Raw genomic sequence first — 25,600 nt, 5'->3', positions numbered from 1 at the left:
TTGCCCGAGAGTCTTTCCATGTTTCAATGAAACATGGAAAGACATTCGAACCGGCGTCGGCGAGCGGGAAACGCCGACGGAATTCAGCTTCCCTTCCTCGCGAGCGACCACACGGCGGCGATGAAAAAGCCCTTGCAGAGCGGCAGCAAGAGCAGCGTGGAAACGATCGTCACGGAGAGGAGCAGCGCGGCTTCCGCGCCGTAGGACATGCTTCCCCGCGTCTCGAGGAAGATCAGCAGCGGCACGATGATATGGGCGACGACGCCGATGGTGAGCCAGGCCGGCCCGTCGTCGGCGTCGACGCCGATGAAGCTCTCCGCGCAATGCGGGCAGGAGTCGGCGCGCTTCAGATAGCCGGCGAAGAGCGCGCCGGCGCCGCATCGCGGACATTTGCGCAGCAGGCCGCGAAGGAGCGCGGTCGTCGTGGAGGGCGTCGTCGAGGGCGTCACTTCGTCTCCATGCTCGGCGTCACTCCGAGCTCCGCGAGGCTGAATGCGAGCTCCGGCGCGAGCATGGGCTCGAGGCCCGCGGAGCCGGGGAATTCGACGATCTCCGCATAGCCCGCCGCGCCGAGCCGGCGATGAACGAAGGTCACGGCCCGCGCCGCATCGACCACCCAGACCTCCCGCAGGCCGAAAGCGGCGTAGACGCCGATCTTGCGGCCCTTGTCATAGGAAAGGCTCGTATCGGCGATCTCGATCGCCAGCAGAACCGCCGGCCCATCGAGCGCGCTCAGCGCGAGACCGCGCGGAAAGACGCAGAAATCCGGCTCGACGAAGGTGCGCGCGTCGAGGCGGAGCGTGGTCTCGGGAATGATCGTCAAATGTGCGGGAGCCGCCCGTTGGAGGAAACGATTGACTTCGCCTTTGACCCATTCGTGTCGGGCCCCCTTGGGCGACATGGGCACGACCTCCCCGCCGATCAGCTCGAACCGCTCGTCTTCGTCGAGGATGCCGGCGCGGACCATCTCCTCGATTTCCGCCACGCTCCAGCAGCGCCGGGGAAGTCCCTCGGCGGCCTGGGTCTCGAGCGGGAGGCCTGTCGGGCGCAGATGCGGGTTCATGCGGCGCAATATATCGCAGTCCGCTCGAGATTTCGCGTGTCAATATTGGCCGGCGAGCGAGGCTTCGAGAAGGTCGATCTCCTCCCGCGAAAGGCGAAAGAGCCCGTAGACGATGGCGTCGATCGCGCGCTCGCCCGCCTCGATCGCCGCCGAGAGACGCGCCGCTTCGATCGCGTCGCCGGTTTCGTGACGCCGCCGCGCCGCCTCGCAATTGGCGCGCGCGAGCGCGGCGAGCCGTTCCGCCGACCGCCGATCGAAGTCGGGAAGCGGCAGCGGTTCCAGATATTGCGCCTTCAGCCGCAGCCGCCATTTGCCGCCGCGCAGCGGATTGGACACGGAATGGAGCACGAACCAGGCGAGGCGCGAATTGAGAAAAGCGAGCAGCGCGAGATCGGCGCAGGGCAGGCAGAAGGCGGTCGCGTCGATCAGGCCGCCGCTGTCGTCGAGCGCGAATTTCGGCCCCTGGGAAATGTCCGGAAAGACGATCTTCGGCGCCGAGAAGCGGGCGCGATAGGCGAGCTGAGCCTGTTGCAGCTCGAACCATCCTTGTCGCGTGGCGCGCCGCTCGAGCCGCTCGCGCAATGGCGCGAGCCAGGCTTCCGCCGCCGGATAATCGGCGATGTCGAGACAGCCTTTCGGCGTATCGACGAGCCAGTCTTCGCATGTCGCCCGCCAGCGCCCGATGCTCGCGCCGCGCGAATAAGGCTTCAAAATCTCGGCGCTCCGCGGATCGGCGGCGACGAGCGCGTCGCGGGTCGCCCGATCGAGGACGAAAGCCTCGTTCAATCCGGTCTTGATCCCCCATAGGGGCGATCCATAGACCTCGCGGATCGTGCTGCGGCCATGGACGATCTTGTCGCGCAGAAGCGCCAGCGCCTCCTCCTCGAAGCGCCAGAAGGCGGCGCGAAGCCGAGCCTGCGGCATGCGTCTCGCGCTTTGCGCGAAGGCCGTCTCGAGGTTCTTCGGCGCGCGATCCTTCAGCAGCAGAAAGGAAACGTCGCCGCCCTCCGCGCCCTTCCTCGAGGTCACGATCGCCGGATAGGTGACGACGCCGTCGAAGACGCGCAGATCGCCGAAATCGACGACGCTCTCGATCGTCGTATTGGCCGTGAGGAAGCGCCGCAAGGCCGCGCCGGCGCCGGTGCGAAAGAAGCTGGACGAGGAGATGAAGCCCAGCCTGCCGCCGTCTCTCAGCAGTCGCACGCCTTTCTCGAAGAAATAGGCGTAGAGATCGGCGCGGTCGGCGGCGACGGCGTAATGCGCGGCGAGCCGAGGCTTCGCCGCTTTGAGATATTCCATGCGCACATAGGGCGGATTGCCGATGACGACATCGAAGCCGCCGCGCGCGAATATGTCCGGAAAAGCGACGCGCCAGTCGAAGGCGAGCGCGCTCGCCGTGGGATCGTCGACGAGGCTGTCGCCCGTTCGCAGATTCAAGGCGAATGCGGGCCCGGACCGCGCGCCTTCGGGTTCCCTCGTCGATGCGACCGCTCGGAGCGAGAGCGCGTGGCGCGCGGCCGCGATCGCTCGCGGATCGATATCGACGCCGAAGAGATTATTGGCGATCGTCTCGCGCGCCGCATCGATGGCGATCGTCGCGCCGAGCGCGTTCAGCAGGCGCGCCGCCTCTTCATAGCGCCGCGCCATTTCGTCGAAGGCGGCTTCGAGCAGCGCGCCCTCGCCGCAGGCGGGATCGACAATGGCGAAGGACCGCAGGCAGGCGAGCCATGCGAGGCCGAAAGCGCGCGTCTCGCATCCGTCATGCTGCGCGGCGAGAGCTGCGCGTCGCTCGTCGAGCGAGAGCGCGATGGTGCGCGCGACGAGAAAGCGGGCGATTGGCGCGGGCGTGTAGACGACGCCATGGCGCTTGCGCCGGTCGGAAAGTCGTCCTTGCGAGAATGATTCATTCATGAACGAGAATGCGCCGACTGTCGTTGTCTACAGCCGCGACTGACTATTCCGCTGCGAGCGGCCCCGACGATTCGCCGACGGCTTCCATTTCCATCCGCAGCCAGTCCGGGCACATGTCGTAGCCGTTCGGCCATGTCGGCGCGCCGTCCTCGAGCCGGACGCTCGCAAAGAATTCGGGGTCGCGCAGGGGGACGGCCATCGGGCCTTCTTCACGAATGAGCGCGGAGCAGTCGTGGAGGCCCGAAGCGCCATCCTGAAAACGGACTGCGAGGCAATAATGGCCCACCGCCGCGATCTGAACGACCTTATTCAGCATCGAGCCCATCGATTTGCTCCAGCGGCAGACCCGTCTCGCGGCGACGCCAGTTCGCCTCGAGCGCTTCGCGATTCAATTTCGTCCACTCCCGGACGAGCCGCGAGGCCGTCGCGGGCAATTCGCCTTTTACTATATCCCCGGTTCCGATGGCGCCCTGCGCTTCGTGGTCGCCATAGATCGCATGGAAAAGCGGCGGAGCATGATCTTTGAGGTACATCCGAATGGCGATGCCGTAGAACGAAGCGATCGTCGGCATCGCCGCAGGCTCAATTGTCCAGGAAGCTCCTCAGCTTCCGCGAGCGCGAGGGGTGCTTCAGCTTCCTCAGCGCCTTGGCCTCGATCTGGCGGATGCGCTCGCGCGTCACCGAGAATTGCTGGCCGACCTCCTCGAGCGTATGGTCGGTGTTCATGCCGATGCCGAAGCGCATGCGCAGCACGCGCTCCTCGCGCGGCGTCAGCGAGGCGAGCACCCGCGTCGTCGTCTCGCGCAGATTCGACTGGATCGCCGCCTCGATCGGCAGCACCGCATTCTTGTCCTCGATGAAATCGCCGAGATGGCTGTCCTCCTCGTCGCCGATCGGCGTCTCGAGGCTGATCGGCTCCTTGGCGATCTTCAAGACCTTGCGCACTTTCTCGAGCGGCATGGCGAGCTTCTCGGAGAGCTCCTCCGGCGTCGGCTCGCGGCCGATCTCATGCAGCATCTGGCGCGAGGTGCGCACGATCTTGTTGATCGTCTCGATCATATGCACCGGAATGCGGATGGTGCGCGCCTGATCGGCGATCGAGCGGGTGATCGCCTGCCGTATCCACCAGGTGGCGTAGGTCGAGAATTTGTAGCCGCGCCGATACTCGAACTTATCGACCGCCTTCATCAGGCCGATATTGCCTTCCTGGATGAGGTCGAGGAACTGCAGGCCGCAATTGGTGTATTTCTTGGCGATGGAGATCACGAGGCGCAAATTCGCCTCGACCATCTCCTTCTTGGCCTGGCGCGCCTCGCGCTCGCCCTTCTGCACCATATGGACGATCTTGCGGAACTCGGCGATCTCGAGGCCCGTCTCGGTGGCGAGCGCGTGAATCTCGCCGCGCAGATCCTTGATCCTGTCCTTCTCGTTGGCGACGAACTCCTTCCAGCCGCGCGAGCCGAGCTTGGACACGCGGTTGATCCATTTGGGATCGAGCTCGGAGCCCTGGAACTTGTCGATGAAGTCCTCGCGCCCGACGCCCTGCGCGTCGGCGAGCAGGAACAGCTTGCGCTCATAGCCGACGAGGCGCTTGTTGATGTCGTAGAGCTGCTCGACCAGCGCCTCGATGCGGTTCTGGTTCAGGGAGAGAGACTTCACATCGGTGACGATCTCTTTCTTGAGCTGCTTGTATTTGCGCTCCTGCGCCGGCGTCAGCGTCTCGTTCTTGAGCTTGTTCTCGACATTCTGGTCCTGCAGCCGGCGCAGCTTCTTATAAGCGTCGGCGACGCGGGCGAAGGTCTCGAGCACTTTGGGCTTGAGCTCGGTCTCCATGGCCGAGAGCGAGACGGAGTTTTCGAGGTCGTCCTCCTCCTCGAAGGCCTCCTCGGGCGGCGCGCCGGCTTCGCCGAGCGCGGCCGGCGGCGTGCGCGGCGCGGTGGCCGGCGCGAGCTCCGGCGGCGCGGCCGGCGACTTGGCGTTCTTGCCTTCCGGCCCGGCGTAGGTCGCCTCGAGGTCGATGATGTCGCGCAGCAGAACCTTGCCGGCCTCGAGCTCCTCGCGCCAGATGATGATGGCCTGGAAGGTGAGCGGGCTCTCGCAGAGGCCGGCGATCATCGCCTCGCGCCCCGCCTCGATGCGCTTGGCGATGGCGATCTCGCCCTCGCGCGACAGAAGCTCGACCGAGCCCATCTCGCGCAGATACATGCGGACGGGATCGTCGGTGCGGTCGGCGGGCTCCGAGCTGCGCGTGGCGACGGCGGTCGAGCGGGGCGATTCGACGAGCTCGCCGCTCTCGGCCTCCTCCTCCTCCGCCTGCTCCTCGCCCTCGGCGTCGTCGGGGTCGTCCCCCTCGGAAACGGTGATGCCCATCTCCTGGAGCATCGCATAGACGTCCTCGATCTGGTCCGAGGAGACCTCCTCGGACGGCAGCACGGCGTTGAGCTCGGTGTAAGTGACGAAGCCGCGCTTCTTGGCGAGCTTGATCATCCGCTTGACGGCGGCGTCGTTCAGGTCGAGCAGAGGACCGTCGGCGGTTTCCACCGCCACCGCGCCCTCGTTTTCGACTTTCTCGTCGTCCTTTTTCGCCATTCTTCGCTCCAAGCCCCGCCTCCGCCGCCTTCAAAGCGAAGGCTGCGCCGCGCCGAGATCGTTCACTTTTCCGCTTTGCCGCATTTTAACGAAAACCACAGCGACAGTCGCAAGACAAGCCGGGCGCGCCCGATTCGCCCCGCCCCACAGTCGCGGTCAGGGCTTAACGTCGGCCTAACCAAACTCGTAGAGCTTTGGCTCGCCGGCCGTACGGCTTGCGGGTCAAAGGCTTCTCGGCGAACGGCCCGACTGGGAACCGAACCCGTCGAGAGCGGCTTCGGTTCCATCGAGCGCGTTCAATTGCGCTTGAATATCGCTTAATCGCGCGGAATCCTGATCGTTGGGGGCGGTCGCCAGCCTCGCCTCGATTTTCCGCAGCTCTTTATCTAATGCGCGCACGCGATGTTGCAACACGAGAGCTTGGCGCAGGCTTTCCGCGGCGTCCGCCGGGGCCGCCTCGGCGCGGACGCTCCAAATCGTCGCATGGGCCGCCATCCCCGTCAATTTCTCGCAAAATGCTTCTAGCCCGGCCGCCGCGGCGGCGCGAGCGAATTCTTCGCGCGCGGTCGCGCCGTCGGCGAGGCTGCGCACTAGCACGGCGCGCAGCGCCTCGGCCTCGGCGGAGGCGAAGTCGAGCGCCGTCACGGCCTCGAGATGGGCGGCGACGAGCTCTGGATGATTCATCAAAATCAGCAGGATGAGCGCCTCTCGCGGGGCGATCGCCGGCGCCGTGCCACGATAGAGCGGCGAATTGGCGAGGGCGGAGCCGATCGTCAGCGGGCCGCGCGAGGACGCTATGTCGCGACGGAAGCGTTGCGCGCCGCCGCCGCCGCGTCCCTCCGGCCGACGGGGCGAATGGAACCGGGCGCGGCCGAAAAGGGCGGCGCAGCGGCCGGCGAATTCTCGCTGATAGTGCCGGCGCAGCGTCTCGTCGGCGATGGCGCGGGCGAGCTCGGCGAGACGGCGCTCGAGCGCGGCGCGACGCTCCGGCGTGTCGAGCGGGACGCCCTCGGTCTCTCGCGCCCAGAGCAGATCGACCAGCGGGCGCGCCGCCGCCACCGCCGCGGCCACGGCCGAGGGGCCGGCCGAGCGATAGAGCTCGTCCGGGTCCTGCCCCTCCGGCAGCAAGGCGAAGCGCAGGCTGCGGCCGGGGCCGATCAGCGGCAGCGCCGTGTCGATCGCCCGAAAGGCCGCGTTGCGGCCGGCCTTGTCGCCGTCGAAGCAGAGAATGGGCTCCTCGGCCTGGGCCCAGAGCAGATTGCATTGCTCCGCGGTGAGCGCCGTGCCGAGCGGCGCCACCGTCTGCGCAAAGCCCGCCGCGGTCATGGCGATGACGTCGACATAGCCCTCGACGGCGATGATATTGCCCGCCTCATGCGCGGCTTTGCGGGCGTTGTGCAGATTGTAGAGCGTCGCGCCCTTGTGAAAGAGCGGGGTCTCCGGCGAATTGAGATATTTGGCCTTGGCGTCCTTCTCCATCGCCCGCCCGCCGAAGGCGATGACGCGGCCGGAGCGGTCGCAGATCGGAAAGATGATCCGGTTGCGAAAGCGGTCGTAGGGAACCGCAATGTCCTCGCCATGGACGAGCAGCCCCGCCTCGATCATCGTGGCGACGCTCGCGCCCTTGCCGGCGAGATGGTCGCGCAGCGCATAGCGCTCGGGCGGCGCGAAGCCCAGACGGAACTCCGCCTGCGCCTTTTCGCCGAGCTCGCGGCGGGCGAGATAGGCGCGGGCCTCGGCGCCGGCCGGCCCGCGCAATTGCTTTTCGAAGAATTGCGCGGCCAATTCCAGCACTTCCGTGAGCGAGGCGCGGCGCTCTTCCGCCTCGCGCGCCTCTTTCGTCTCGACCGGCATGGGAAGGCCGGCCATGGCGGCGAGCCGCTCGACGGCCTCCGGGAAGGTGAGGCCCTCCGTCTCCATCAGAAAGGTGAAGCCGTCGCCATGCTTGCCGGAGGAGAAGTCCTTGTAGAAGCCCTTCTGGTCGTTGACGTAAAAGGAGGGCGTCTTCTCCGCCTGAAACGGCGAGAGGCCCCGCCACTCGCGCCCTTCCTTCCTGAGCTTGACCTTCTTCGACACCACCGCCGAGACCGGGACGCGGGCGCGGATTTCGTCGAGGAAGGAGGGCGGGTATCGCATCAGGGCTCGTGAAGGTCGGTTCGAGCTAGCATTAGTCGGAACGGCGGGACAAAAAAATGGAGAATGTCCTCGTCGATCACTAAGACCCATCGGGCGAGCGGCGACTGGACAAAAACTACGATCGTATATACGGATAACGGCGGCCAATCGAGCTATCGGTCTACGAAAGAGCGAACAAAGTGAGAGAGCCGAAGAACCTGAGCGACGCCGAGATCGACGCGGCGGCCGCGGGCGATCCCGATTGGGCGGAATTCGAGCCCATCGACTGGAGCAAGGCCGAGGTCGTCGTTCCGCCGAAGAAGCAGGCGATCTCCATTCGCCTCGACCAGGACCTCGTCGACTTCTTCAAGAAGGAGGGGCCCGGCTATCAGCGGCGCATCAACGCCGTGCTGCGCGGCTATATGAGAGAGCGCCTGCGTTGATCGCGCGCGCGTCTCACGCGGGCGCGCGGTCTTTTTCCGTCTCCTGCCGGGAGAGAGATTTCAATTGCGTCGGCCGATAGGAGCCGTCGACCTCGGCTTTCTCGCGCACCGGGGCGAAATCGTCATTCGCGCCGATCGGTCTGATATAGTCGCCGACCCATGTGGCGTGTTGGGCGAGCCGCTGATCCTCCTTGGGATAGACGGACGGCAGGCCGAGCGCCGCCGGCAATTTGACGAGCAGCGTCGTCGCGAGCCGGTAGCCCAGCGACTGGCTGTTCTCGATCTTCTCGTCCGGATCGGGCGCGAAGGGCCGGTCGCTCGAGAATTTCACATCGGCGAAATCGAGGAGGTTCAGGCCGTTCTCCTCGGCGCGCTCGGCCATCCATCGCAGCGCGTAATCGGAGAGGCCGTGGTCTTCATAGCCGCCGCCGACATTGGAGTGGACGCCGGGAAACCATCGTTCCGCATAGAGCGGAAAGCCTTTTTCGGCGATGTTCTTCTCATTGCGCGCGCGATGATAGTCGGTGAGCGCGATCGGCGTCGGCCGGAACGGCCATCGACGCTCGTCCGCCGCCAGCGCGTGATAGGCGGAGTCGACGCTTTCGCTGAGCGTCACATCGTGGAAGCTCGTCTTGAACAGTCGGTCGATCACCCGGCCGAGAATTTCGCCATAGGGAGCGCCGAGCGCGCCCACCGTGTCCCAGACGCCGAGGAAGCGAATCTTCGTCGGATAGGGGTGGCAATTTTCCGCGCGGAACTTCGACGAGGCCTCGCCTTTGGGCCGCCAACCCTCCGCCTTGTCCTTGTAATGGTCATAGGCGATCGAGACGAGCGGCAGATTCCAGCGCTGCAGAACGCCGAGATTGTGAATGAGCCCGGCGATGCTGCGCGCCGTATAGGCGCCGCGGCTGAAGCCGAAGAGATAGATCTCGTCGCCGACCTCGTAATTGCTGACGATGAAGGCGTAGGCGTCCTTGATATTGTCGGAGATGCCGAAGCCGAAAGCGCCGCCGATGAGCTTCTCGTCCCCGCGGCGCGTGCCGACGCCGGCGATGTAATGGGCGATCTGCGGGCTGCCGTCGGCGGCGGCGAAATCGGTGGCCTGCAGCATTCGGACGACATTGGTGCCGCGCTTCGTCGGCTCGTTCCAGGTGCCGTCGCAGAAGATCACGAGCTTCTTGGGCATTAATCGTCTCTTTCGCAAAAAATCGGAGCGTCGAAAGGTCACGCCCCCGGAAAAAGGGTCGCGCGACGCAGGCCGGCAAGGCGACGTGTCCGATGCGTCGCGCGAAAGAGTAAGACTAGCCGAGCTTCTCGCGCGACGCCAGATCGAGAGACGAAGGGTCTCGGCGCTCGCTTCAGAAGGGCAATGGCCCGCTCACGGTGACGCGCACCGCCGGCGGCTCCATCGGCTTGAAATGGCGGTCCATCACGCCGACCGCGCAGACATTGCCCGGCGCCGTTCCCGATCGGCAGAGGCCGTAGAGCGCGTCTGTCTTCAGCAGCGAGCCATAGCCGTAAGTGATCTGGTCCGAGCGCGAATTCGCGACATTGAACGCATCCGCCTGAATTCGCCAGCCATTGTCGAAGCGGTAGCCGATGCGCAGATTGAGGCTTCCCGTCGCCGGCGATTTGAAGACGCCGTCCTCGGTCAATGGCCGCGCGCCGAAGTAGCGGTAGCGCAGCGCGCCGAACCAGCCGGTCGTCTCGCCGATCTCGATCGCGCCCGTCGCCACGATGTTCGGCGCCTCCGGAATGAAATTGCCGGGCGCGTTGCCGACATAGGTCCCATATTCGAAGGAGCCCGGCTGCAGCAGATCGACCCAGGCGAGCGCCTGCAGCTGATCGACGCCGCGAAAGCGGGCGTGGGTCAGAGCGACGTCGCCGTCGAAATGCAGCCAGGAGGTCGGCGAATAATGATTGGCGATCTCGACGCCGTAGCGGCGGCTCGGGCGCCCGAAGACCGTGCTGCCGGTGTCGCCCTCGAAATGATTTTCCGAATCGAAGTCGAGCCACCAGAAGCTCACCGACGAATCGAGCCCGTCGATGATCTTCGTGCGCGCGCCGATCTCGGCGCCGCGTGATTTCACGAGCAATGGAGTCGACGCGACAAAGGAGCCGTCGGCGGGGCCGAGATGGGAGACTGTTCCGCGCGCGTCGGTCGAATGGAAGCCCTCGCCGAAATTCAGGAAGAATTCGGTCTGCGCGAAGGGGCCGAGAATAATCCCCGCTTTGGGGCTGGAGAGGCCCCCGCGCTTGGAGCCGGCGTTCCAGGGGCCGGTCCAGATCGGCATGCCGGTCGCCGGGTCCTTCGGCGCCGAGAAGGGATCTTGGACGCCGCCGACCGAGGCCGCGTAATAATCGAGCCGCACGCCGGCGACGGTGCGCAGCCACGGCGTCCAGCCTATCGTCGTATCGGTCCACAAGCCGACGCTGCCCTCCGCGACCTGATTATTGCTCACAGTGTCAAAGGGCTGGCGACGATAGGAGTCTTGCAGGCCGAGGCGGATATTGTCGTAGCGGCTCTGCAATCCGACGCGCGTCTCGAAGGAAAGGCCGGCGACGTCATATTCGACCGAATGTTGCGCATTGACGCCGAGCACGGTGCGGCGGTCGAATTGGCGGAACTGGTCGCCGATGTCGGGCTGCGCGAGGAAATAGCTGAAGTTGTTGTAGAGATCGAGCGTCGAGCGGATGGCGAAGGCTTCGACGCGCGTCGAATGCGCGCCCTCCGTCTGGCTCCAGCGCCCCGAGAGGCTGAAGCGCGACACGTCGCCGCCGTCGGTGCGGTCTATATTGCCCCAGAGCGGAATGACGCCGCCATAGACGGCGCGCTCGGGGATCTGATCGGTCGAATACCAGCGATTGGCGTAGGCCATTGCGGTGATGGAGACGCCATCCTGCTGCGTGCCGCGCGACCAGCGCAGGACGGAGTTGATCTTGCGCACCTCGTCCGGCCGCGTCCAGGGACCGCTGTAGATGTTGGATTCGACCGCGGCGAGCAGATTGCCGCCATTCGTCTCGAAGGATTTCATTCCGAGCAGGCGGCCATAGGCGAAGCTGCCGCCGGTCGCCGAGAAGAGCCCCGTGTCGACCTTGTCGATATATTGCATGTCGACGGCGCCGGCGGAGGCGAAATCGCCCCGGTCGGCGAAATAAGGGCCCTTGCGGACGAAGACCGAGGACAAGAGCTCCGGAATGAGGAAATTGGCGTCGGCGTAGCCCTGGCCATGGCCATGGGTGCGCATGTTGATCGGCATGCCGTCGAGGGTCAGCGCCAGATCGGCGCCGTGATCGAGCTGAAAGCCGCGCAGCATGTATTGATTGGCCTTGCCCTCGCCGCTGTGCTGGGTGACGACGAGGCCGGGAACGACTTCCAGCGCCTCGCCCGGGCGCGAGAAAGGAATGGCGTTGACCTGCGCGCCGGTCAGCAGCTTCTGGCTCGACGCCGTGATCGGAACGCCGCCCTCCGCCTTCGCCGGAGCCGCTGTCGAGGCGCCCGAGCCGCCGTCCGCGGCTCCGACGTCGATATCGGGAAGAGCTTCCTGAGCGACGCTCCCGCCGCTCCAAAAGGCGGCGGTCAAGACCAATGCGGACCATCCCGCGCGACGCCGGCTGTTCATGCTTCCCCCGAGGCCCGGTATGTTTTTTTTCTTATTCGATCATACGGTGGCGGCGCCGGTCAAGAAGGCGCTCCGCGGAATTGCCGCGGGCGTCACAATTTGGTCACAGCCGCGTCAGTCGTGGCTGTGGCTATGACGAGGCCGGCCCTCCGGCCCCTGGTCGACGGAATGCGCCTCCGCCGGCGCGACGACGAGCTGGCCGTAACGCACGCCGCGCTCGCCGATCACATGCCGCGCGAAATGCTCGACCTCCGATTTGCGGCCGCGCAGCAGCGAGACCTCGAGACAGGTCTCCGCGTCCACATGCACATGCAGAGCGGCGATGGAGAGATCGGCGTGGCTGTGATGGTCGTGCGTCAGCCGCTTCGACAATTGCCGCGTCTCGTGATCGTAGAGATAGACGAGCGCGCCGATGCAATGGCGGTCGCCGTCGTCGCTTTTCGGCTGTTTCGAAAGGCCCGCGCGCACGAGATCGCGCACCGCCTCGGATCGATTCTGATGCCCTCCGGCCTCCATATATCGGTCGAGAGCGGCCATGAGATCGTCGTCGATGGTCATGGTCACACGCTGCATATGGAACGCCCCCCGCGCCGTCGTCCAGGCTCTGCCGCATGTCCTTGTTTTTACCTATCCGAACGCGGCGCCGCAATCGCGGCCGCGACCGACGGCGGGCGCCTTGTCCATTTTCACGGCGTCGGGCATTGTGCGCGGCCTGTCCCTTAGGCTTTGCCGGAGTCCGCGAAAATGAGTTGGTCGTTGAAGCGCTTGCCGATCGTCGTCGCCGCTTTGCTCGCATTCGCCGCGCCGGCCTTCGCCCATACGGCCGATATTTCGACGGCCAGGATCGCGCCGGACAAGGACCATGGCTATCGGGTCGACGTCGGCTTTCTGGCGACCGATCTCGAGCGCATCTTCGCGGAGACGATGACGGAGCGCGCCGGGGCCGATCTTTCCCAGCCGGGCGTGCTGGAGACCGAGATCGGAAAGCTGATCCAGCGCCGCGTCTCCATGCATGACGCGGAGGGACACGCCTGCGCCGGCCATGTCGAATATGCGGGCGAGGATCCGACCAATGCCGACAGCGCATTGGTGAAGCTGAAGTTCGATTGCGCGAGCGTCCCCGGCCAGATCTTCTATGACGCCGCCAAGCTGCTGAAGGCGGCCGGCGCCAAGGCCAAGCATCTCGTCACGCTCAGCGGCGCGAACGCCGGCGAGACCATGCTCTATCCCGCCGATCCGCCGCTCGACCTTTCAAAGCCGCTGGAGACCGTCTGGCAGCTGATGTGGAAATTCACCCAGGCCGGCGTCGAGCATATTCTCACCGGCTATGACCACATCTCCTTTCTGATCGCCATTCTGCTGTGGGCGACGCGCGTCTGGCCGGTGGTGAAGATCGTCACCGCCTTCACCGTCTCCCATTCGGTCACTCTGTCGCTCGCCGCGCTCGATATCGTCACGCTGCCCTCGCAATGGGTGGAGGCGGCGATCGCCGCTTCGATCGTCTATGTCGCGGTCGAGAATTTCTTCTCGCGCCGCGTCGACGGACGCTGGCGCGACACGTTTCTCTTCGGCTTCGTTCACGGTTTCGGCTTCGCCAGCGGCCTGAAGGAGCTCGGCGTGCCGTCGGGCGCCGTGCTGCCGGCGCTCGCCTCCTTCAACATAGGCGTCGAGCTCGGCCAGGTGGCGATCGTGCTCGTCTTCGTGCCGCTGCTTCTCTTCATCGACAAGCAGACCCACGGCAAGCGCAGCGCGCGGCTCGTCTACTCTCTCTCGGCGGTCATCGCGCTGCTCGGCGCCTATTGGCTGCTGGAGCGTCTCGGCGTGCTGGCTTTCGTGCTGGCGCATGTCGGCCGTTCGGCCTGACGTGCGCCGCGGCGGGGCGTGGCCGCGGCGATGGCCGCGCCCCGTCCGAGCGAATTGCTCGGCGACGTCGTCACTGCGTCACGACATCATTTGGTGACGATGAAGGACCCGAGAATTGCTCCGAGCAGGGCGCCGATGATCACCGCCCCGATGGCGGCGGGAAAGCCCACGACGCCGGCTCCCGTCACCGCGCCGAGCACGGCTCCCACTCCCCCGAAAATATAGGCGTTTCGCGTCAGCATGCGGTCGACTTGGTCTTCGGCCATGGTTCTCTCCATCGGTCTGTATCGCGCGGTCTGTATCGCGAGCCCTGCGAGAAGGGCCGGTTCCGCCAGTCTCTAGCTAGCGCGCCAATAGCGGCGGCAAGGGCCGAAGGCGCCGAGGCGGGCGAAATCGCCGCAAATTTCGCGTAAGGTGACGCAATGACACCGGACGAACTCGTCTCGCGCCTCCTCTATAGGGACGGGCTGATGCTCGTCGTCGACAAGCCGGCGGGCCTTCCCGTGCATCGCGGCCCCAAGGGCGGCGAGAATCTCGAGGAGCATTTCGACGCGCTGCGTTTCGGACTGCCGCGCCCGCCGGCGCTCGCTCATCGGCTCGATCGCGACACCTCGGGCTGCCTCGTGCTCGGCCGCCATCGCAAGGCGCTGGAGCGGCTGGGCAAGCTGTTCCGCGACGGGCGCATGAAAAAAACCTATTGGGCGGTCGTCGAAGGCGCGCCGCAGGCGGAGGAAGGCCATATCGACATGGCGCTCGGCCGGCTCGATTCCTCGCGCGGCTGGTGGATGCGGCCCGATCCGCTGGGCCTGCCGGCGCAGACGGATTGGCGCGTCATGGGCCGCGGCCGCGACGCCGAGGGCAGGGACCTCGCCTTTGTCGAGCTGCGGCCGCATACGGGCCGCACGCATCAGCTGCGCGTCCACGCCCAAGCGATGGGCTGGCCGATTCTCGGCGATCCGGTCTATGGCCATGGCAAGCGCGAGGGCGCGCCGCCGCTGCATCTTCACGCGCGCGCGATCGACATACCGATGCGCGAGAACAAGGAGCGCGTCGCCGTCCGCGCCCCCGCGCCTTCACACATGCTCGCGGCGCTCGCCCTCTGCGGCTGGAGCGGCGAGGATGAATGACCGGGCCGCTTCGCATCTGCTTTTTCGGCGATAGTTTCGTCAACGGAACGGGCGACGACGACGGCCTCGGCTGGGTCGGCCGGCTCGTCTCGCGCGCGCGGCGCGCGGGTCGGGACGTCACCAGCTACAATCTCGGCGTTCGTCGCGACACGAGCCTCGACATCGCCGCGCGTTGGGAGGAGGAGGCGCGTCGCCGCCTGCCCGACAATTGCGACGCGCGTTTGCTGTTTTCCTTCGGCGCCAATGATTGCGCCGAGGACGAGGCGGGATGTGCGCGCATCTCGCTCGAGGCGACGCGCGCGGCCGCCGCGACCATTCTGCGTGGAGCGGCGTTGCGCGCGCCGGTTCTGATGGTCGGACCCTTTTTGCCGGGCGAGGCGCGCGTCGAAGCGCGCATCGATCGACTCTGCGACGAAATGCGCGGCCTCTGCGCCGAGCTGCGCATTCCTTATGTCGAGACGCGCTGTTTCATCGCGGGTTGCGCGGTCTTTCGGCGGGAGGCGGAGGCCGGCGACGGCGCCCACCCCAATCGCGGCGGCTATGAGGCGCTGGCCGATTTCATCGGCGCGGCGCCGGCCTGGGAGGCGTGGCTCGACGGCGTCTCGCTCATGTCCGCCAGGGATGCGCCGGCAGATCGCTGACGCCGACGACGGCGACGCCGGCCTTGGCGACGGCGTGGTCGTTCTCCACCGAGCTGCCGCTCACGCCGATCGCGCCGACGAGCACGCCGTCTTCATCCACGATGGGCAGGCCGCCGGGGAAAGTGATGAGCCCGTCATTGGAATGCTCGATGCCGAAGAGCGGGCCGCCCGGCTGCGACAATTTGCCGATCTCCCCGGTCGGCATGCCGAAGAAGACCGCCGTTTTCGCCTTCTTGATCGCAATGTCGATGCTGCCGACCCAAGCGTCGTCCATGCGATAGAAGGCCTTGAGATCGGCGCCGGAATCGACGACGGCGACGCACATTTTCGTGCCGAGCTCGGCGGCGCGTCTGCGAGCGGCGGTGATCGCGGCTTCCGCCGCGGCGATATTGACATGCATGGGAAGAGACCTCCTCGGCGAGCGAGCGCTTCGACACCCCTCAAATGGCTGCGTCGAAGGCGCTTTCAAGGGGTCGCCGCGAACGGCAGTTCGCGTAGATACAGCGCAATAGCGAGATATTTTCGCTTAGGCGCGAAAATCTCGCTGTCGGCAAGGCGCGTCACCTCTGCGCGATCGGCGGCGGCTGGTCGGAAACGCGTCGAGACAAAAGCCCAGAGTCTTTCCGTGTTTCAATGAAACACGGAAAGACTCAAAGAGGCGCCATCCGGCCCGATGCTCATGTCCTTTTCGCGGCGAAGGCGGCGCTATTTCTCGGCCTTGGGCAATGGCGCGGCGCGATCGCTCAGCGTGTGCAGAAAGGCGACGATCGCGTCGATCTCCGCATCGTCGAGCCGCGGCGTCTCGCCTGGCTTACGATCATAGGGGACTTCCTCGACATTCACATTGTGGCGGAACTTTTCCGGCAGATCGTCGTATTTCGCGGTCGCGCTGTCCTTCTTCGGATACCAGCGCGAAGGATCGGTGTCGCGCGTCGCATAGAAGGCGACGACGTCGCGCAGAGTCGTGAAGACGCCATTGTGCAGATACGGCCCCGTCACGGCGATATTGCGCAGCGTCGGCGCCTTGAACTGCCCGCAGAGGCTCTCGACATCGAAGCCCTCGGGCGCGACCTTGGCGAGGCCGTCGCGCACGCATAGGCCGAGATCGATGTGAGCGGGGTCCTTATTATCGGGGATCGCGGAATTGCGCGGCGCGCCCAGCGCGTCATAGCTGAAATCGGTGAAGAGCCAGTCCTGTGGGCGGCGCGACTTCTCCTCGCCGACATGGCAGGCGATGCAATTGCCTTTCTTCTTGTCCTTGAACAGCGCGAAGCCCTGCGCCTCTTGCGCCGTCAGTCTCTCGCGCCCGCGCAAAAAATCGTCGAATTTCGACGAGAAGGGATGGAACCGCTTCGAGCTCTCATAGGCCGCGACCGCGCGCGCCAGTCTCTCGAAAGCGGAATCGCTCTCGAATATCCTCTCGCCATAGACACGCCGCGCGAGATCGGCGTAGACGCCCGTTTTGATCTTCTCGACGACGGCCGCCTTGGACGGATTGTTCATCTCGCGCGGATTGAGCAGCGGCCCTTCGACCTGCGTGACGAGATCGTCCGCGCGTCCGTCCCAGAATTGCCCGCCGACGGGAACGGGCTTCGTCTCGCCGGTCGCCTCGTCCTTCTTCTTCATGAAGTGAAAGCGCGGGCTGAAGGAGACATAGGCGAGCGATGGCGTCTTGCGCGTTCCGAGCGCATCCGGCCGGCTGCCGCGCGCGAGAGCGGCGATGGGCGAGCCATTATTGCCTTGAAAGGCCTTGGACGGATCGTGACAGGAGGCGCAGGCGACGCCGGCTGGCTCGGAGAGGCGCTTATCCTCGAAAATCCTCTTGCCCAGCAGCTCGCGCGGCGAGAGGCCGGCGTCGTCCGCATTCCGCGCGTCGCTCGTCACGGTTTCGAGACCCGCGGCCGGCGCCGCGGCGGCGAGGAGAAAGAAAAACGCGCGCGACAAGATCGAGAGGCGCGATCGGATCGTGGGCGCCAGGACATTCTTCGCGTGCGCCAATAAATCCTCCACGAGCGCCATGAGAGACTCCAATCGAGAGAGCAGGCCCTCCGAATGAGCGAGGCGCGAAATCTAGTGAAGGAGCGATAATCCCGTCAAACTCCATGAATTGGATAGGTTCCAAACAATGCGCGTCGTCGCCTCAGGCGCGCTTGTCGCGAGCGGGCTCCGGCAGGGCGACGAAGACGAGGATGAAGCCGAGGGAGCCGATGAATCGAAAGGCCGGCTGCTGGAAGTTCCAATCCGCGGAACGCCACATCTGGAACCATTCTCCGCCGACGATCATGAAGCCGAAAAAATAGAGCGCGAAGCCGAGCGCGAGCCCGCCTATGGCGAATTGCTTCGCCGCGTCGAAAGTCGCCGCATCGTCCCGGCGTGCGCCAAAAAGCCGCAGCGCGCCATAGATGCAGAGCGCGCCATAGGCGAGCTCCGTCGCGATGATGGCGGCGTAGATCAGCCGATAGAGCATGTCGGAGAGGATGGCGCGGCTCATCAGAGCGGCGGAGGCATGGGTCGTGTCCATGGAGGCGACATGGCGAACGACCTCGAAATTCGTGTCATAGTCGAAAATATTGCCGAGCCCGCTGACGAGGCCGAGCAGGCCGGCGCAGGCGGCGAGCAAAATCTTGGCGGCGCGGACGATCATGCGTGCTTCCTTCCCAAGCTCGATCCCAAGCTCGATCCCAAGCTCGATCTATGTCACGGCCGTGACGCTTACGAGTGGGGTCGGCCCGTGATCGCGACGCTCGCGCAGAAATTTTTCGCTGTCGCTTTGCTCGTCCTTCTCGCCGGCGCGTCCTTCTCGGCGGCGCGCTGATCATCGTCTCGGACGCGCCCGCGGCGCGCTTTCTCCGCATTGCGATCCATGGGTCGCGCGCCTGCGGCCGCCGTGGTCTCCCTCGCGATCGAAACGCCTGAGCATGGCGCGCCCCATGTTGCGCCCCATGTAACGCCGCGCGGCGTCGTCTCGCGGCGCTCGCGTTCATGTCTGATCGCGAAGGAGGTCGAAGCAATGGGTCTCTTCAATTTCTGGAACCACTCGAAGAGCGGCGAGCCGATCGCCAAGGACGCGCCTTCGCCCAAGGGCGCGACCGACAGCGCGGCCGCTCCCGCCGACGAATTGAAGAAGGAGATCGAGAAGAAGGGTCTCGACGCCTCCAAGATCGAGATTTCGGTCGAGGGCGACAAGGTGAAGCTCGGCGGCAAGGCCGCCTCCACCAGCGACGCCGAGAAGATCGTGCTCGCCGTGGGCAACACCAAGGGCGTCTCTCAGGTCGAGAGCAATATCATCGTCGGCAAGCAGGAGACGGAGTCGCTCTTCTACAAGGTGCGTCAGGGCGACACGCTGTGGAAGATCGCCGAGACGCAATATGGCCAGGGCAAGGGCGGAAAATACGAGGAGATTTTCGCCGCCAACCGGCCGTTGCTCTCCGATCCCGACAAGATCTATCCCGGCCAGGTGCTGCGCATTCCCAAGGCGGAAGGCGCGGCCGGCCAGGCCAAGGCGTAAGGCCGGGTCGCTTCGCGCGGCTTCTCGAGGGAGCCGCGCGAAGCGGCCGGTCTGTCACTGCTTCGGCGTAAGGCCGACGATATAGGCGGAAAGCGAATCGATCTCGTACGGCGTCAGGATGAAATCGGGCATCTGCCGATGCGAGCTGCGCAGGAAGACCTTGATCGCGAGCTCTGTCGTCGAGGGCAGGCGCGCCACATCGACGAAGCTCGGCGCCTTGGAGGCTTCGTCCTTGGCGGGCGTCTTCTCGTCTATGCGGTGGCATTCGACGCAGAGCGAGGCGGCGAGGCGTCGGCCGGCCGCGGGATCGGTCGATTGCGCGGCCGCAGGCGCCGCCGCGGCGCCGATGATGGCGATGAGAAACATCGGCGTCGCGAATTTCATGCCCTTCTCCCTCAGATCGTGAAATCGGAGCGTTTGAAGATCGACACCAGCTCTATACCCTTTTCGGCGAGCTTTTCCGCCGCCCCTTCCTCGCGGTCGACGACGACCAGCGCGCGCGTCGCGCTCGCTTGCGGATGCTCCTCCCTCATGCCGGCGACGGCCTCCAATATGGAGCCGCCCGTCGTCGCCACATCGTCCACGATGAGCGCCGCGCCCGTCTCGGGCACATAGCCGTCTATGCGCTCCTTCGCGCCATGGCCCTTGGCCTCCTTGCGCACGAAGAAGGCCTCGACCGGAGCGCCCTTGGAGAAGCTCACCGCCGCGATCGCCGCCACCATGGGCACCGCCCCCACCGCGAGGCCGCCGACGCCCGCAATGGCCTGCGCCTTCATATAGTCCACGACGATGTCGGCGATGAGATGCGCGCCCTCGGGCAGCATGGTCGTCTGGCGGAGCTGGAAGAGATAATTGCTCTTGCGGCCCGAGGAGAGCGTGAAATCGCCGCGCAGCAGCGAATGGGTGTCGATCAGCCGATGCAGCCGCGCCCAGCGCGGATCGGCGGGATCGAGGACCGCGTCGGGACGGGAGGCGGCGCGCGCTTCGGCCGGATCGCTCATGTGCTGTCGAAACTCCGCTGTCGAAAGAAGAAAAACGCCGGGAGCCGGCCCCGGTCCCTTACGCCGAGGAACTCCCGGAGTTCAAGCCGGTTCCTTCCCCCTGTCCCGCGCCGGTGTCCAGCGCCGAGTCCCGCGCCGGCGCGGGGTCCCTCGGAAAAATCCGCGCGGAACAAAAAAAGAACTTGGCGAAGAGAACAAATGCGATACAATTCGCCCATCGATCTTCGCGTCCGATACCGATCCGATCCTCACAAGTCTTTCGCCGCTCTTTCGCCGCTCTCTCGCTCCTGGGGCCGCATCTCGCGTTGCGCCTGCCGCCCGACCCGTGCCAGAAGGAATCATCGCCGTGAGCCAAGCCAATCTCCGCCTCGTGGAAGGAACCTCCGTGGACAAGACCAAGGCGCTGGACGCCGCTTTGTCGCAGATCGAGCGGGCCTTCGGCAAAGGCTCGATCATGCGGCTCGGCAAGAATCAGAAAGCCGTCGAGATCGAGACGATCTCCACCGGCTCGCTCGGGCTCGACATAGCGCTCGGCGTCGGCGGCATGCCGCGCGGCCGCATCGTGGAAATCTACGGGCCGGAATCCTCGGGCAAGACCACGCTGGCGCTGCATGTGATCGCCGAGGCGCAGAAGAAGGGCGGCGTCTGCGCCTTCGTCGACGCCGAACATGCGCTCGATCCGGTCTACGCCCGCAAGCTCGGCGTCAATCTCGAGGAGCTGCTCATCTCCCAGCCCGACACGGGCGAGCAGGCGCTGGAGATCACCGACACTCTGGTGCGCTCCGGCGCGGTGGACGTGCTCATCATCGATTCGGTCGCCGCGCTGACGCCGCGCGCCGAGATCGAGGGCGAGATGGGCGAGGTGCAGCCCGGACTGCAAGCGCGGCTGATGAGCCAGGCGCTGCGCAAGCTCACCGCCTCTATTTCCCGCTCCAACACGCTCGTCATCTTCATCAATCAGATCCGCATGAAGATCGGCGTGATGTATGGCTCGCCGGAGACGACGACGGGCGGCAACGCCTTGAAGTTCTACGCATCCGTGCGGCTCGACATCCGCCGCATCGGCTCCATCAAGGACCGTGACGAGGTGACCGGCAATCAGACCCGGGTGAAGGTGGTCAAGAACAAGGTCGCGCCGCCTTTCAAGCAGGTCGAGTTCGACATCATGTATGGCGAGGGCGTCTCCAAGGTCGGCGAGCTCATCGATCTCGGCGTCAAGGCCGGCGTCGTCGAGAAATCCGGGGCCTGGTTCTCCCACGACAGCCAGCGTCTCGGCCAGGGTCGCGAGAACGCCAAGACCTTTCTCAAGCAGAACAAAGCGGTCGCCGAGCGGATCGAGCAGGCGATCCGCGAGAATTCGGGCCTCATCGCCGAGCGCATCCTCGACGCGGCGGGCGAGGAGGACGGCGAGGGCGGAGAAGAATAGGAGGCTCGCGGCGCATAGCGTTTCCACCTCCCCCTAGAGGGGGGAGGTCGAGCGCCGAAGGCGCTCGGGAGGGGATGACGCCCCGAGTCTCGGGGACTTACCCACCCCGGACGGCTTCGCCGTCCGACCCTCCCCCTGAAGGGGAGGGGAGAGCCGCCTTTCCGGCTTTTATCCGATTGCCCCGTTACTCATCCCGCGCGCGCTGTTCCACTTCGCCGGCAAATGCTCTAGAAGGGCTCGGTTCGCGCCGGGCCTTTTCCTCATACCCAGCGACGGTTACGGCCGAGGGCGCATCGAGAGGCTACGCAGCCGAACCAGCGGGCGACAAGAACCGATATGAGTGGCGTCAACCAGATACGAACGAGCTTCCTCGACTATTTCTCGCGCAATGGCCACGAGAAGGTCGCATCCTCGCCGCTCGTCCCGCAGAACGACCCCACGCTGATGTTCACCAACGCCGGCATGGTCCAGTTCAAAAATGTCTTCACCGGCTTCGAGAAGCGCCATTACGCGCGCGCCACCACGGCGCAGAAATGCATGCGCGCCGGCGGCAAGCACAATGATCTCGACAATGTCGGCTATACGGCGCGCCATCTGACCTTCTTCGAAATGCTCGGCAATTTCTCCTTCGGCGATTATTTCAAGGAAGGCGCGATCGAGCTCGCCTGGACCTTCGTCTCCCGCGAGCTCGCTTTGCCGCGCGATCGCCTGCTCGTCACCGTCTATCACGACGACGACGAGGCCTATTCTCTGTGGAAAAAGATCGCCGGCATTTCCGACGATCGCATCATCCGCATCCCGACCGCCGATAATTTCTGGAGCATGGGCGACGTCGGTCCCTGCGGACCCTGTTCCGAAATCTTTTTCGACCAGGGCGAGAGCGTAGCCGGCGGCCCGCCCGGCAGCGCCGACGAGGATGGCGACCGGTTCCTGGAATTCTGGAACCTCGTCTTCATGCAATATGACCAGACGGCGCCGGGCGAGCGCGCGCCGCTGCCGCGCCCGTCGATCGACACCGGAATGGGGCTCGAGCGGATCGCCGCTCTGCTGCAGGGCGTTCATTCCGTATTCGACATCGATCTCTTCCGCCGCCTCATCGGCGCCGTTGCGGATGCGACCAGCGTCGATCCCGCCGGCCCGCAGGCCGCGAGCCATCGCGTCATCGCCGATCATTTGCGCGCTTCGGCCTTTCTCGTCGCCGACGGCGTCACGCCGTCCAATGAAGGTCGCGGCTATGTGCTGCGCCGGATCATGCGCCGCGCCATGCGCCATGCGCAGCTGCTCGGCGCCGCCGAACCGCTGATGCATCGCCTCGTCGGCGAGCTCGTCTCCGAAATGAGCCTCGCTTATCCCGAGCTCGCCCGCGCCGAGAGCCTCATTCGCGACACTCTGCTGACCGAGGAGACGCGCTTCCGCCAGACGCTCGCGCGCGGCCTCGCCATTCTCGACGAGGAGAGCGCCTCCCTCGCCGCCGGCGCCAGCTTTTCCGGCGACACCGCCTTCAAGCTCTACGACACTTATGGCTTTCCGCTCGATCTCACAGAGGATGCGCTGCGCCCGCGTGGGATCGTCGTCGACAAGCCCGCCTTCGAAAAAGCCATGGAGCGCCAGCGCGCCGAGGCCCGCAAGGCCTGGGCCGGCTCGGGCGAGACGGCGACCGAGGCCGTCTGGTTCGCGCTCGAGGAGCGTCTCGGCGCGACCGAGTTCCTAGGCTATGAGACGGAGAAGGCCGAGGGCCAGATCGTCGCGTTGATCCACGAGGGCGCGGAGACCTTTCGGCTCGAGGCCGGCGCGCGCGGCGCGATCCTCCTCAATCAGACGCCTTTCTACGCCGAATCCGGCGGGCAGATCGGCGATATCGGCGTGATGCGCGCCAAGGGCGTCCGTTTTCGAGTCGCCAATACGCAAAAGAAAGTGGGCGGCCTCTTCGTCCATGAGGGCGTCGTCGAGGAAGGCGCGCTCGTTCCCGGCCTCGCGCTCGAGCTCGAGGTCGATCACGCCCGCCGCAATGCGGTCCGCGCCAACCATTCCGCGACGCATATTCTCCATGAGGCGCTGCGCCGCGTGCTCGGCGATCATGTCGCGCAAAAAGGCTCGCTCGTCGCGCCGGACCGGCTGCGCTTCGACTTCACCCATCCCAAGCCCTTGACCGAAGAAGAAATCGCCGCCGTCGAGCAGATCGCCAACGAGGTCGTGCAGGACAATGCGCCCGTGGACACGCGGCTGATGACCCAGGACGAAGCCATCCGCTCCGGCGCCCGCGCGCTGTTCGGCGAGAAATATGGCGACGAGGTCCGCGTCGTCGCCATGGGCCACGCGCCCGTCGACGCCGACCACGCCTTTTCCGTCGAGCTCTGCGGCGGCACGCATGTGCGCCGCACCGGCGACATCGGCCTCATCAGCATCGTCTCGCAGGGCGCGGTCGCCTCCGGCGTGCGCCGCATCGAGGCGAAGACGGCGGAGGAGGCGCGCGCGCAGCTCGTCGGCGAGTCGAAGGCGCTGCGCGAGATCGCCGCGCTCGTGCGCGCGCCGGTGGACGAAGCGCCGGCGCGGCTCGCGACGCTTCTCGAGGAGCGCAAGCAATTGGAGCGCGAGCTCGCCGAGGCCAAGCGCAAGCTCGCCATGGGCGGCGGCGGCAATGGCGAAGCGGCCCCGGTCCGCGACGTCGCCGGCGTGAAGCTCTTTTCCAAAGCGGTTGCGGGCATAGACGCCAAGGATTTGAAGTCCCTCGTCGACGACGCCAAGAAGACGCTCGGCTCCGGCGTCGTCGCCATCGCCAACGCCTCGGCCGACGGCAAGGCGGGAATCGTCGTCGGCGTCACCGCCGATCTCACCTCCCGCTTAAGCGCCATCGATCTGGTGCGCGTCGCCAGCGAGAAGCTCGGCGGCAAGGGCGGCGGCGGCCGGCCCGATCTCGCCCAGGCCGGCGGGCCAGACGCTTCCGCGCTCGAAGCCGCCCTCGCGGCGGTCGAGGAGACGCTGCGCCTCAAGGCGGCGCAGTGAGAGACGACGCGCCCTCGCCGCTCATTCGACTCCGCCGCCGCGTTCATTTTCTTCTCGACAGCGGCGGAGTCGGCGATCGCGCCGCGAGAAACGTCCATGGCGGGCTCGTCGCGCTCGTCATCCTCTCCGTCGCCGCGGTGATCCTCGAATCCGATCCCGACCATGCGGCGCGTTACGGCGCGATCTTCCGCGCCGTCGAATATGTCGCCATCGCCGCCTTCAGCGTCGAATATGCGCTGCGCATATGGAGCGCTCCAGACCATACGCTCTACGCCGCCATGCGGCCGGCGCAGGCGCGCCTCGCCTTCGTCGTCTCGGCGTCCGCGATCATCGATCTCGTCGCCATTCTGCCGTTCTATCTCTCTGTCGTCGGCGCGGCGGATTTGCGCATCCTCCTGTTCCTGCGCCTCGCGCGCTTCTTCAAGCTCGCGCGCTATTCGCCCGGCATACGCTCGATCTTCGCCGTGCTGGAGACGGAGCGCAAGGCGCTCGCCGCCTCCGGCATCGTGCTGTTCGGCGTCGTGCTGTTCATGGCGACCGCCATGCATGTCGTCGAGCATGACGCGCAGCCGGAGGCCTTCCGCTCCATTCCCGCCTCCATGTGGTGGGCGATCCAGACGATCGCGACGGTCGGCTATGGCGATGTGGTGCCGCATACGGCGGCCGGCCGCGTGATCGCGGCGATCTCCATGGTCATGGGCTTCGTCATGCTCGGCCTGCCCGTCGGCATCGTCGCCACCGCCTTTGCGGAGGAGATCCATCGCCGCGAATTCGTCGTCACCTGGAGCATGGTCGCCAAGGCGCCGCTGTTTTCGACGCTCGACGCCTCGGCGATCGCAGAGATCATGCGCTATCTGCGCGCCCAATCGCTGCCGGCCGGCGCGCTCATCGTGCGGCGGGGAGAGCCCGCCCATTCCATGTATTTCATCGCCGCGGGCGAGGTGGAGGTCGAGCTGCCGGACGGCCCCGTGCGGCTCGGCGAGGGGCAATTTTTCGGCGAGATCGCGCTCTTGCGCAAGACGCGGCGCACCGCCAATGTGCGGGCGGCGACGCCGACCAAGCTGCTGATCCTCGACGCCTTCGACCTCCATGTTTTCACGCAGCGCAATCCGGAGATCGGACGCCATATAGAGGCGGTCGCGGCGAAACGGTCCGAATTTCGTCCCGCGATCCGCGAGGGCGATCTGCGAGAGGGCGATCTGCGCGAGGGCGATCTGATTGAGGCGGAGATCGATCCGCGCGACATTCCGCCGCGCGCGGACGCCCCCTGACAAGCCAGAGCGCGAA

Annotated in this window: 24 protein-coding genes; 8 read left to right on the top strand and 16 right to left on the bottom strand. The window is 65.9% G+C overall.

Annotation, left to right across the window (positions count from 1 at the left end; translation table 11 throughout):
- Positions 1-83: 83 nt before the first annotated feature.
- The 7 genes from Mspo_RS02555 to dnaG form a co-directional block, all read right to left on the bottom strand.
- Positions 84-449: a DUF983 domain-containing protein gene (locus Mspo_RS02555; protein ID WP_159726500.1), complete on the bottom strand. Its 366-nt coding sequence runs from the start codon at positions 447-449 to the stop codon at positions 84-86.
- Positions 446-1,063: a Uma2 family endonuclease gene (locus tag Mspo_RS02550; RefSeq protein ID WP_159726498.1), complete on the bottom strand. Its 618-nt coding sequence runs from the start codon at positions 1,061-1,063 to the stop codon at positions 446-448. Before Mspo_RS02550 ends, Mspo_RS02555 begins: the two co-directional genes overlap by 4 nt.
- Positions 1,064-1,102: 39 nt before the next feature.
- Positions 1,103-2,974 carry an Eco57I restriction-modification methylase domain-containing protein gene (locus Mspo_RS02545; RefSeq protein ID WP_159726496.1) on the bottom strand — a complete coding sequence of 624 codons (1,872 nt, stop codon included), beginning with the start codon at positions 2,972-2,974 and terminating at the stop codon, positions 1,103-1,105.
- Positions 2,975-3,017: 43 nt separating this feature from the next.
- Positions 3,018-3,290, bottom strand: coding sequence for a DUF2442 domain-containing protein (locus Mspo_RS02540; protein WP_159726494.1), 273 nt, complete (start codon positions 3,288-3,290; stop codon positions 3,018-3,020).
- Positions 3,280-3,546, bottom strand: coding sequence for a DUF4160 domain-containing protein (locus Mspo_RS02535; protein WP_159726492.1), 267 nt, complete (start codon positions 3,544-3,546; stop codon positions 3,280-3,282). Before Mspo_RS02535 ends, Mspo_RS02540 begins: the two co-directional genes overlap by 11 nt.
- 10 nt (positions 3,547-3,556) lie before the next feature.
- On the bottom strand, positions 3,557-5,563 hold the full coding sequence (rpoD, locus tag Mspo_RS02530) for an RNA polymerase sigma factor RpoD (protein ID WP_159726490.1): 2,007 nt from the start codon (positions 5,561-5,563) through the stop codon (positions 3,557-3,559).
- A gap of 222 nt (positions 5,564-5,785) precedes the next feature.
- Complete coding sequence (gene dnaG, locus Mspo_RS02525) at positions 5,786-7,699, bottom strand: DNA primase (RefSeq protein WP_159726488.1); 1,914 nt, start codon at positions 7,697-7,699, stop codon at positions 5,786-5,788.
- Positions 7,700-7,878: 179 nt separating this feature from the next.
- Here dnaG and Mspo_RS02520 point away from each other — a divergent pair, with 179 nt between their 5' ends.
- On the top strand, positions 7,879-8,121 hold the full coding sequence (locus Mspo_RS02520) for a BrnA antitoxin family protein (protein ID WP_244613065.1): 243 nt from the start codon (positions 7,879-7,881) through the stop codon (positions 8,119-8,121).
- 13 nt (positions 8,122-8,134) lie between these two features.
- Here the strand turns inward: Mspo_RS02520 and Mspo_RS02515 are convergent, their stop codons facing one another.
- The 3 genes from Mspo_RS02515 to nikR form a co-directional block, all read right to left on the bottom strand.
- Complete coding sequence (locus Mspo_RS02515) at positions 8,135-9,307, bottom strand: DUF2235 domain-containing protein (RefSeq protein WP_159726486.1); 1,173 nt, start codon at positions 9,305-9,307, stop codon at positions 8,135-8,137.
- Positions 9,308-9,479: 172 nt separating this feature from the next.
- The gene (locus Mspo_RS02510; protein WP_159726484.1) at positions 9,480-11,744 is read right to left on the bottom strand and encodes a TonB-dependent receptor; all 2,265 of its coding nucleotides are present in this window, start codon (positions 11,742-11,744) and stop codon (positions 9,480-9,482) included.
- A gap of 114 nt (positions 11,745-11,858) precedes the next feature.
- On the bottom strand, positions 11,859-12,317 hold the full coding sequence (nikR, locus tag Mspo_RS02505; RefSeq protein WP_159726482.1) for a nickel-responsive transcriptional regulator NikR: 459 nt from the start codon (positions 12,315-12,317) through the stop codon (positions 11,859-11,861).
- A gap of 171 nt (positions 12,318-12,488) precedes the next feature.
- On the opposite strand from nikR, the gene Mspo_RS02500 reads away from it, so the two are divergent.
- Positions 12,489-13,607, top strand: coding sequence for a HupE/UreJ family protein (locus tag Mspo_RS02500; RefSeq protein WP_244613063.1), 1,119 nt, complete (start codon positions 12,489-12,491; stop codon positions 13,605-13,607).
- Positions 13,608-13,693: 86 nt separating this feature from the next.
- Here the strand turns inward: Mspo_RS02500 and Mspo_RS02495 are convergent, their stop codons facing one another.
- Positions 13,694-13,873 carry a hypothetical protein gene (locus Mspo_RS02495; RefSeq protein ID WP_159726480.1) on the bottom strand — a complete coding sequence of 60 codons (180 nt, stop codon included), beginning with the start codon at positions 13,871-13,873 and terminating at the stop codon, positions 13,694-13,696.
- A gap of 156 nt (positions 13,874-14,029) precedes the next feature.
- Here Mspo_RS02495 and Mspo_RS02490 point away from each other — a divergent pair, with 156 nt between their 5' ends.
- Both Mspo_RS02490 and Mspo_RS02485 read left to right on the top strand, forming a co-directional pair.
- A complete protein-coding gene (locus Mspo_RS02490; protein WP_159726478.1) occupies positions 14,030-14,734 on the top strand; it encodes an RluA family pseudouridine synthase in 705 nt (234 codons plus the stop codon).
- Entirely contained in the window at positions 14,731-15,375 is a 645-nt protein-coding gene (locus tag Mspo_RS02485) for a GDSL-type esterase/lipase family protein (RefSeq protein WP_159726476.1), read from the top strand. Before Mspo_RS02490 ends, Mspo_RS02485 begins: the two co-directional genes overlap by 4 nt.
- Here the strand turns inward: Mspo_RS02485 and Mspo_RS02480 are convergent.
- The 3 genes from Mspo_RS02480 to Mspo_RS02470 form a co-directional block, all read right to left on the bottom strand.
- Positions 15,341-15,775 (bottom strand): heme-binding protein, encoded by a 435-nt coding sequence (locus Mspo_RS02480; protein WP_159726474.1) that lies wholly within the window; start codon positions 15,773-15,775, stop codon positions 15,341-15,343. The genes Mspo_RS02485 and Mspo_RS02480 overlap by 35 nt on opposite strands.
- Positions 15,776-16,080: 305 nt before the next feature.
- Positions 16,081-17,394, bottom strand: coding sequence for a cytochrome-c peroxidase (locus Mspo_RS02475; protein WP_201281608.1), 1,314 nt, complete (start codon positions 17,392-17,394; stop codon positions 16,081-16,083).
- 121 nt (positions 17,395-17,515) lie between these two features.
- Positions 17,516-18,019, bottom strand: coding sequence for a DUF2165 family protein (locus tag Mspo_RS02470; RefSeq protein ID WP_159726472.1), 504 nt, complete (start codon positions 18,017-18,019; stop codon positions 17,516-17,518).
- A 366-nt stretch (positions 18,020-18,385) separates the two neighbouring features.
- On the opposite strand from Mspo_RS02470, the gene lysM reads away from it, so the two are divergent.
- Entirely contained in the window at positions 18,386-18,883 is a 498-nt protein-coding gene (gene lysM, locus Mspo_RS02465; protein WP_159726470.1) for a peptidoglycan-binding protein LysM, read from the top strand.
- 54 nt (positions 18,884-18,937) lie between these two features.
- Here lysM and Mspo_RS02460 read toward each other — a convergent pair whose 3' ends face one another.
- Together Mspo_RS02460 and pyrE are read right to left on the bottom strand one after the other, a co-directional pair.
- Positions 18,938-19,267 (bottom strand): cytochrome c, encoded by a 330-nt coding sequence (locus Mspo_RS02460; protein ID WP_159726468.1) that lies wholly within the window; start codon positions 19,265-19,267, stop codon positions 18,938-18,940.
- 11 nt (positions 19,268-19,278) lie between these two features.
- Positions 19,279-19,884 (bottom strand): orotate phosphoribosyltransferase, encoded by a 606-nt coding sequence (gene pyrE, locus Mspo_RS02455; protein WP_159726466.1) that lies wholly within the window; start codon positions 19,882-19,884, stop codon positions 19,279-19,281.
- A 346-nt stretch (positions 19,885-20,230) separates the two neighbouring features.
- Between pyrE and recA the strand changes: the two genes are divergently transcribed.
- The 3 genes from recA to Mspo_RS02440 all read left to right on the top strand — a co-directional run bounded on the left by recA (position 20,231) and on the right by Mspo_RS02440 (position 25,584).
- Positions 20,231-21,310 carry a recombinase RecA gene (recA, locus tag Mspo_RS02450; RefSeq protein ID WP_159726464.1) on the top strand — a complete coding sequence of 360 codons (1,080 nt, stop codon included), beginning with the start codon at positions 20,231-20,233 and terminating at the stop codon, positions 21,308-21,310.
- A gap of 336 nt (positions 21,311-21,646) precedes the next feature.
- Positions 21,647-24,313 carry an alanine--tRNA ligase gene (gene alaS, locus Mspo_RS02445; RefSeq protein WP_159726462.1) on the top strand — a complete coding sequence of 889 codons (2,667 nt, stop codon included), beginning with the start codon at positions 21,647-21,649 and terminating at the stop codon, positions 24,311-24,313.
- Positions 24,310-25,584 carry a cyclic nucleotide-gated ion channel gene (locus Mspo_RS02440; RefSeq protein ID WP_159726460.1) on the top strand — a complete coding sequence of 425 codons (1,275 nt, stop codon included), beginning with the start codon at positions 24,310-24,312 and terminating at the stop codon, positions 25,582-25,584. Before alaS ends, Mspo_RS02440 begins: the two co-directional genes overlap by 4 nt.
- Positions 25,585-25,600 lie beyond the last annotated feature (16 nt).

Source organism: Methylosinus sp. Ce-a6, from assembly GCF_009811655.1.
Classification (GTDB): Bacteria; Pseudomonadota; Alphaproteobacteria; order Rhizobiales; family Beijerinckiaceae; genus Methylosinus.
Note: the sequence above shows the minus strand (reverse complement) of the source record. Positions and strands in the feature narration are given on the sequence as shown.